Origin of the sequence: Candidatus Aquarickettsia rohweri (genome assembly GCF_003953955.1) — a bacterium.
GTDB classification, from domain to species: domain Bacteria; phylum Pseudomonadota; class Alphaproteobacteria; order Rickettsiales; family Midichloriaceae; genus Aquirickettsia; species Aquirickettsia rohweri.
The window spans coordinates 1-8,406 of sequence record NZ_RXFM01000057.1; the positions used below are offsets into that span (position 1 = coordinate 1).

Sequence of the window (8,406 nt, forward strand, 5' to 3'; positions counted from 1 at the left end):
CTTTTAGATGGAAGACTGCGTATTGATAATAATGATTCGGAGCGTAGTATAAAACCATTTGCAGTTGGCAGAAAAAATTGGATGTTCTGTGCAACAACTAAGGGTGCTAAAGCTAGTGCAAATATTTATAGTATTATTGAAACTTGCAAAGTAAATAAGATTAATCCTTATGATTATTTAAAATATTTGCTGAATCATATTCATGATTATTCTGATCCAAAAGAGTTAGTAAATTTACTTCCATATAATATTGATAAAAAAATATCATCAAATTAAATTTTTTTTAGAATTATCAAAAAACTTAAGAAACCCAAAGAAAGGCGGATAATACTTGTCAAGATGGGGATATTTTAGCGTTTACGAAATATAATCTTGAAGAAATTTGGAAGTTATCGTCAAATTAACCATAGCATAGACATAATTCAATGTTGCAAACTGAAAAATTCGAAACAAAATTTAAAATTAGGGATATTGGTAATTTATAAAAATTATTTTTTCTTTTTGAACGGCTTAGAATTAGTTTGTAACAAAGCTAATCAATTTAATTCAAAGCTCTAATAATAAATTATATCAAATAAAGTTATTTTTTATTCTGGTTTTTTATAACTTTGCTAAGTTGCTCTAGTTCAAAATATCCTTCTTTAATTATTGTATTATTTTCATTGAGTATGCAGTAAAAAGGAACTGCATTATCATAATTTATCTCTGTTTTTATAAGGAACTTCTCAATTTCATCAAATCTATTAAAATAAAAAATTTTAGATTTATTCTTAATTTTAGTGTTAGAAAATTTTAATAATTTTTTATTATCATCATCTAATGAAATAATATAAAAATTATATTTTTGTGATAAATTACGATCAAGTTGCATTTTATGTAACTTATCTAAAGTTTCATTACATTCATAACACCATGAAGTAAAAAAATAAATAAATTTATATTTCTTTTTATCTTTGTAAATTACATTTGCCATTTTTTCTGATGTTGTGGGCATTAAATCAAGACAATAAGCTTGCATTATAATTTTAGGTGAAAAAGTAATTAAACCAAATATTAGAAATAAAATAAATTTATTCATTTTTATCATGAGTATATAAAGAAATGCCTTTTACTAAATCTATTGCTCTAAGTAGTACATAGTCATTTTGATAATTCTTCAAATTTTTATGATTATTATTTTTAATAATAGCATTATTTGTGTCATTATTTAACTCTGTATTAACAAGAGGAGATATTATTTCTATATTTGGTATTATGCATTCTTCTTGTATAGATTTACCTAAAGGAGTATAAAACTTAGCTGTTGTAAGCTTTATAGCCGAACCATTACTAAAGGGGATTAAGTTTTGCACAAGTCCTTTGCAAAAAGATTTTTCTCCCATTACCAGTGCTCTCTTGTTATCTTGCAATGCTCCAGCTACTATTTCTGATGAAGAGGCAGAGCCATTATTGATTAATATTACTATAGGCAGTCCTTTTATTATATCAGCACCAGTTGCATCATATGATATTTCTTCATTATTATGTCTAGTTTTAATTGATACAATAATTCCATCATTCAAAAAAAGTCTTGAAACTTCAACCGCTTGATCTAAAATTCCTCCGGGATTATCTCTTAAATCTAATATTAATCCTTTAATACTATTATGATTATTGATTATTTTTAATAATTCATTTTTTAAAATTAAGCTGGTTTTTTCACTAAAATTTCCTATTTTTGCATAAATTACTTTATCTTGATTATAATAAAGAACTTTAGTTGGAATGAGCTTAATTACGTCTCTTGTTATTACTACTTCTTTTATTTCTCCTGAATCTCTATAAATTTTAAGCTTCACTGTGCTGCCTGGTTCTCCCTTTAATTTGTCAGATGCTTGGACAATGCTCATACTACCAATAGCTTCATCATTAATCATAACAATAATATCACCAGGTTTGATTCCAGCTCTGTAAGCAGGAAGATTTTTATAAGAAGAGACTACTTTTAAAAAACCTTGTTCCATATTTATTTCAACACCAATTCCTCCAAATTCACCTTTTGCACTAGATTTCATGTCGTCATACTCTTCTTTAGTTAAAAAAGTTGAGTATGGATCTAGTGAATCAAGCATGCCATTAATTGCACTTTGCATAAGCTGTTTATTATCTACTTTATTAATATATTGATTGTGGATAATATCTATTACTTCTTCAAAATCTTTCATATCTTTGTATTTTTCATTGGCAAATCCTAAATTGCTATAGGTAATTAAAATGTAGAGTATTGCCAAAACAGATATTAAATTTTTATGGCTTTTGGTGTTCACAAATAATAAAAATATATTTACTTTAATGAACATAAATATATCATAAAATCAAAAAAATACTTATACTTTTTTATGAAAATTTATTGCGATGGTTCTTGTTTAGGAAATCCTGGTTTAGGAGGTTGGGCAGCTATATTTATCAAAGAAGATAAAATTATCAAAAAAATTTATGGTTGTGATAAGCATACCACCAATAATAAAATGGAGCTGACAGCTGCTGTTAAATCTTTAGAAAATTTAGAAATTATGGATAACATGATTGAAATATATACTGATAGTAACTATCTAAAATGTGGAATAACTGAATGGATTAAAAATTGGAAAATCAATAATTGGAAAAATGGAAAAATAAAAAATATAGAATATTGGAAAGACCTAGATAAATTAAATTCAGTTTATAATACAAAATGGTTCTGGGTTAAAGCTCATAATGGCAATAAATTTAATGAAATTGTAGATAAACTTGCAAGAAATGCTGCAGTTAATCAAATTGAATTAAATTAATTATATGTTAAAAAATAAAAAACATTATCTTAGTAATTATAATTATTGGCTATATGGCAAGCATCCAGTAATTTCAGCTATAAAAAATCCTGCAAGAAAAATTTTAAAATTATGTGTAACTAAAAATACTATTGATTTTGCTAAAAAAAACATAGGAACTTATATTGAGGACAAAAACATAAAAATAGAAATTTTAACTAATATTGAGATCAGTAGTAAGATTGGAATTAATGAATCAATTCATCAAGGCATTGCAATAATGGTGAAGTTATTAAAGTCACCTAGTATAGATAATTTAATTAATAATATTAAAAGCAAAAGTATTATAATGTGCTTGGATCAAATTAACGATCCACAAAATATTGGAGCAATTATTAGATCTTCTCTTGCATTTGCTGCTGATGCAGTAATAACTACTAAAGATAATGCTCCTTCAGAAAGTGCATCACTTGTAAAAGCTAGTGCTGGTGCATTTGAGTTAATACCATATATTCAAGTTGTTAATATGGCTAGAACGTTAAAATTTTTAAAGAATCAGGGATTTTGGGTTGTATCTATTACACAAAATGGTGATAATAATATTGGTTCTGTTGCTAAATTTAATAAAATTGCGTTAGTTTTAGGCTCAGAAGGTAAGGGAATCAGAGATATCAATTTAAAGCAAAGTGATGTAAAAGTTAAAATTGATATGTCAAATAAGTTAGAAAGCTTAAATGTTTCAAATGCTGCAGCTATTATTCTACATCAATTATATATAAATTTTAATTGATTCATTTTATCGCGAATCTTGAATAAAGACTTATTATTCAAAAATGTATAACTCTGTCAGCAACAGTTATAATATTAAACTTTAATGGCAGTAGATTTACCAAAAGAATTTTATAAATTAATGATGTTAGGAATAATGATTCTTTCAGTTTTTTGTGATTCTAATTTTTGAGTTTTGAATGTACATCCTATAATAATTTCTCCACTAAAATTTTGATTTTTGAAGTTTGTGTCTATATTTATAAGTTTTGCTTCTTCAATAATTGCTTCCCTTTAAATATTTATTATTATACTTTTCAACTCATATTATGTAACTTTTTATTTTACACCATTACCTTTTTAATAAAGTATTAAAGCTAGATTTGAATTTATTATTGATATATATATTAAACTTTAAAATGTTATAATATTAATATAGTGGGAGTAGTATGGTAGACTTGACAATAAAAATAAAAAATTTTCCAAAGTTACATGTAGCATATATAACTCATATAGGACGTTATGAGGATTGTTATGGCGCATGGTAACGTCTTTTATCGTGGGCAAAAAATAGTAATATTAACATTGATAATATAATAAGCGTAGGTGTTTGTTATGATAATCCTGAAGTAGTTCAAGACTGTAGATATGATGCATGTATACAAGTAGAAAAGGGAGTAATAACTATAGATTATATTAAAACTAAAGTGCTAGAATCTAGAAAATGCATTTCAACTATACACAAAGGTAGTTATGATATAATGATTAATACATATAAAAAAATATATACTGATAAAATTAATGAGAGGTATGGAGTAGACCTTTTAGCACCATGCTTTGAAATATACAAAAATAATCCTCATAACACTCCACCAAATGAGTTGTTAACTGAAATTTTTGTTCCACTAAGAGAACAAAATAACATATAGAGCTATGTTACAAATTGCTATTAAGCGGTGCAAGAAGTAAGAAATTATTTTATAATGACTCTACTGATTGTATCATTTATTTCAATCTTATCTTTTCAGTTTGCAATACTATCCTATAAAAAATATTTTCTTTTTATAGTAGCACTAACATTGTTTTTGACATTTTATATATTATTTTATAAAAGTAGTTTCTAAAATAGAACAAACATATTATTAGGCCACAATTAACAAAATAAGAGTAGTAATTATGAACAAAAGTGAATTTATAGAAATATTATCAAAAGAAATCAATACAAGTAAAGCAGAAGCTGGAAGGCATTTAGATAAAGTGTTTAAATGTATAGCTACATCTTTAAAAGATAAAGACGAACTAAGATTTATAGGGTTTGGGACTTTTAAAGCTAAACAAACAGAAGAAAAAGAAGTAAAAACCCCAAGAGGAACTATAGCAAAAGTTCCAGAACAAAGAAGGGTTAGTTTTTCTGTAGGTAGTGAATTTAAAGCTGTTGTAAATAATAATAAATAGAAAAAATATATGTTAGCAGCAGTTGTATATGGAGCAATAATAGCTATAATATGCTTTGCTTTTGGTTATTATGTTGGAAAAAGCAAGTGATTATTAGGCCATTCAATGGATAAGACTTTTATTAAAACAATTTTTTAAATCTTCTTTGATAACGTATGACAATACAAAAACTTATTATAGCCCTTGGGATAGCATTCATAATTATTGGAATATTATTCCCATATATATATAAAATAGGACTTTTTAAATTACCTGGAGATATATATTTTGGAAGTAAAAACTTAAAGTTCTTTTTCCCAATTACAACTTCTATTTTATTGAGTATTATAATATCTATTATTATTTGGATATGGAGAAAATTTTAAGATGGATCAAAAAATAAAAAAAGATCAGCTATTATCATCTGAGGATTACAATAAAATATTTAATACTTTAGCTCATGAATATCCAAAGTTATTTAATAAGCAGGATGTTAAATTACTTAAAGTAGGGATAAGAAAAGAGATAATAGCTAATGATAATCTAAGAATAAGTAAGACACAATTAGCTGAGTTTTTTAAATTATATTGTACCAGTAAGGAATATAAAGAACTTCATGTAGAAAATGCTAAGAGATATGATTTAGAAGGTAATGAGTCTGGAGTGGTTACAAAAGAACAAATAGAAGGCCTTGTTAAATTAAAAGAAGAAACACAAAAGAAGCGGGAATTGAAAAAACAAAGACAGCAAGAATTAGCTAAAAAGCAAGAAGCAAAAGATAGTAGTGCTAAAGTTAAAAACAAGAATATTAATAAAGATCAAAATAGTAGTTCTCTTTCAAAAATAAATAAAGATCTAAAAGTAAAAAAGCCAACTGTTACTCAAGATAACATAGGCAATATAAAGTCTGCTAACCATACAATTAATAGCACTAAACCAAAGTTAGGTATAAAACTATGAAGGGTCCAGCTATAAGAAAAATAGAGTAAGATCAATAATAAAGATAGTGAGGATATAAAGAATGTTTTTATCAGAGTATCTAATGTTTCTATTTAAAACATTAACAATCGTGGGAAGTATAATTTTCATAATAATTGTATATTTTTACATAAAAGCAAGAATTAGGAAAAGTAAGGATTATGGATTGTTAATTGTAAAAGATTTATCTCGTCATTACTATGAATTGAAGTTGCAGATGTTAAAGACTATTTCTTCAAAGCATAAAATTAAAGATACAGTCAAGGAGTTTAAGAAAGTATTAAAAGGTAAAAAGCAAAAAGAAAATGAACAAAATATATATGTAATTAAATTCAAGGGAAATATAAAAGCTACGGCAGTAGAATCATTAAAAGAAGAGATTACAGCAATACTCTCTATTGCACATAAACGAGATAAAGTTGTTATAATATTAGAATCACCTGGTGGTACAGTAAGTGGATACGGACTTGCTGCATCAGAATTAAATAGAATAAAAAATAAAGGAATTAAATTAATAGTTATAGTAGATAAAGTAGCTGCAAGTGGTGGCTATATGATGGCAAGTATAGCAAGCCAAATTATTGCCGCTCCATTTGCAATAATTGGCTCTGTAGGAGTAGCTTCTCAAATACCCAATTTTAATCAATTACTTAAAGATAAAGGAATAGAGTATGAGCAAATCACTTCAGGCAAATATAAGAGAACTGTTACGATGTTTGGTAAAAATACAGATGAGGGGCGTCAGAAGTTACAATTAGAACTTGAAGAAATACACAGTCAATTTAAATCATTAATAAAAAAACAACGTCCAAATATAGATATAGAAAAGATTTCTATAGGAGAGTATTGGTTAGCAGAGAAAGCTAAGGAATTAAAGTTAGTAGATGATTTAATGACTAGTGATGAATATCTAATGGATCTTAATGAATCTGGTAATAATATCTATCAGATTGAATATAAAAAAGAGCTAAGTTTAATGAATAAATTATCCGTTGCTTGTAATAATATTAAAAGTATATTCCAGACAAAATATGATATTTAAATGCGTTTTAAATTGATTGATATGATAGATAAGAGAACAAGAAAAGAAAGCTTTCATTATATTAAAAGCTTATTTGCTGATATGAGCTTTGTAACAAATTTAATAGCATTATATATATTACTATTAAGCTATATAATGCCATATTTTTCTAAAGAATTGAATAATATAGGACTATTTGCATTATCTGGTAGTATAACAAATTGGTTAGCAATTCATATGCTATTTGAAAAGATTCCATTTATATATGGATCAGGAGTAATTGAATTAAGATTTCAAGATTTTAAAAAAGGAATTAAAGATTTGGTAATGAGTCAGTTTTTTAACAAAGATGATTCTAATAAATTCCTTAATAAAATTAATAAGCTAGTTATTTCAAATTTAGAATTATCAATAGATTTTGAATCTTTATATAAGAAATTAGTAGAAGCTATTATAACTTCTCCTGCAGGAGGTATAATTGCTATGATGGGTGGTGAATCAGCATTGGAACCATTAAAAGCTACAATCATCAATAAAATTAAAGATTTTATTAAAGAACTTTCAAATTCTAACCTAGAAATTAATAATAATACTGAATCATTTATTTTGGAAGTTGATAAAATAATTTCAGATAAGATAGATAAATTAACTCCTATTATGGTGAAAAAAATAATTCAAGATATAATAAAAAGGCACTTGGGATGGTTAGTAGTATGGGGTGGAGTATTTGGTGGAGTGATAGGATTGATTGCAAGTATTGTTGGATGATGGCATATGAACAAACTTATTTATGCCTTAAATATGTTTTGAGAGCAAATAAGAGATTTGAGATAATGATCCTGTTTGCTAAAAATCAGTCTTTCTGGGTAAATAATAATTATTCTTGAGCTTTAAACATCTTCTCTATATAAGTTTTAGTACCAAATTTTTGTTTCTTATCTTCCCCTCTTTACTTACTTAAAAATATCCTCTATTTCTGGCAGTGTTGCAAACTGAGAAGAGTCGTTGTATAAGTGAAGAAACAAAAGGAAGGTTTATTGAAGAAGCAAAGTTTATAGATGGAGAAATAAGCTTTTGAATCTTAACTTACTAGATTTTGCTATCTAATCTATTACTCAGCTTTAATTAATTTTTTATTTCTCCACCAGTTTTCAAAAATATTTTTTGTTTTATAAATAAAAATGAATTGAAAATATATAAAAAAATATATATACGTTAAATACAATTCATGTTTTAAAGATTTTATTTAACAAAAAGGGGAGGTTAATATGGATAATAAATTATCAATTGGTAAGCGCTAAAATAAGGGCATCTAGGCAAGAATAAAAATAAGTGGTAGAACAAAAGCCTAAAAAAATAGAGGCTAATGATGCTATTAGAAAAAAAGAAAAAAAGAATAAGTAATGAAAAATGGAA

The 8,406-nt window shown here is 25.8% G+C and carries 10 protein-coding genes and 1 pseudogene; 9 read left to right on the forward strand and 2 right to left on the reverse strand.

Annotation, left to right across the window (positions count from 1 at the left end; all coding sequences use genetic code 11):
* Window positions 1-276 (forward strand): transposase domain-containing protein (locus tag EIC27_RS07900; protein ID WP_153183752.1); only part of this gene is annotated, 276 nt, incomplete at its 5' end.
* A gap of 304 nt (window positions 277-580) precedes the next feature.
* Here the strand turns inward: EIC27_RS07900 and EIC27_RS04440 are convergent.
* Together EIC27_RS04440 and EIC27_RS04445 are read right to left on the reverse strand one after the other, a co-directional pair.
* Entirely contained in the window at window positions 581-1,078 is a 498-nt protein-coding gene (locus tag EIC27_RS04440; RefSeq protein WP_126044918.1) for a TlpA family protein disulfide reductase, read from the reverse strand.
* Complete coding sequence (locus EIC27_RS04445) at window positions 1,071-2,306, reverse strand: S41 family peptidase (RefSeq protein ID WP_205702334.1); 1,236 nt, start codon at window positions 2,304-2,306, stop codon at window positions 1,071-1,073. Before EIC27_RS04445 ends, EIC27_RS04440 begins: the two co-directional genes overlap by 8 nt.
* 72 nt (window positions 2,307-2,378) lie before the next feature.
* Between EIC27_RS04445 and EIC27_RS04450 the strand changes: the two genes are divergently transcribed.
* The 8 genes and pseudogenes from EIC27_RS04450 (at window position 2,379) to EIC27_RS04485 (ending at window position 7,758) form a co-directional block, all read left to right on the forward strand.
* On the forward strand, window positions 2,379-2,810 hold the full coding sequence (locus EIC27_RS04450) for a ribonuclease H family protein (protein WP_126044920.1): 432 nt from the start codon (window positions 2,379-2,381) through the stop codon (window positions 2,808-2,810).
* A 4-nt stretch (window positions 2,811-2,814) separates the two neighbouring features.
* The gene (gene rlmB, locus EIC27_RS04455) at window positions 2,815-3,579 is read left to right on the forward strand and encodes a 23S rRNA (guanosine(2251)-2'-O)-methyltransferase RlmB (RefSeq protein ID WP_126044921.1); all 765 of its coding nucleotides are present in this window, start codon (window positions 2,815-2,817) and stop codon (window positions 3,577-3,579) included.
* Window positions 3,580-4,120: 541 nt separating this feature from the next.
* A pseudogene (locus EIC27_RS04460) lies at window positions 4,121-4,486 on the forward strand (AraC family transcriptional regulator); the annotation flags it as partial.
* 247 nt (window positions 4,487-4,733) lie between these two features.
* Window positions 4,734-5,012, forward strand: coding sequence for an HU family DNA-binding protein (locus tag EIC27_RS04465; RefSeq protein ID WP_126044923.1), 279 nt, complete (start codon window positions 4,734-4,736; stop codon window positions 5,010-5,012).
* A gap of 155 nt (window positions 5,013-5,167) precedes the next feature.
* Window positions 5,168-5,377, forward strand: coding sequence for a DUF2905 family protein (locus EIC27_RS08235; RefSeq protein ID WP_126044924.1), 210 nt, complete (start codon window positions 5,168-5,170; stop codon window positions 5,375-5,377).
* Window position 5,378: 1 nt separating this feature from the next.
* Window positions 5,379-5,951: a ProQ/FINO family protein gene (locus tag EIC27_RS04475; RefSeq protein WP_126044925.1), complete on the forward strand. Its 573-nt coding sequence runs from the start codon at window positions 5,379-5,381 to the stop codon at window positions 5,949-5,951.
* A 61-nt stretch (window positions 5,952-6,012) separates the two neighbouring features.
* Window positions 6,013-7,011 (forward strand): protease SohB, encoded by a 999-nt coding sequence (sohB, locus tag EIC27_RS04480; protein ID WP_126044926.1) that lies wholly within the window; start codon window positions 6,013-6,015, stop codon window positions 7,009-7,011.
* Window positions 7,012-7,032: 21 nt separating this feature from the next.
* Window positions 7,033-7,758 (forward strand): DUF445 domain-containing protein, encoded by a 726-nt coding sequence (locus EIC27_RS04485; RefSeq protein ID WP_205702335.1) that lies wholly within the window; start codon window positions 7,033-7,035, stop codon window positions 7,756-7,758.
* Window positions 7,759-8,406: the final 648 nt, after the last annotated feature.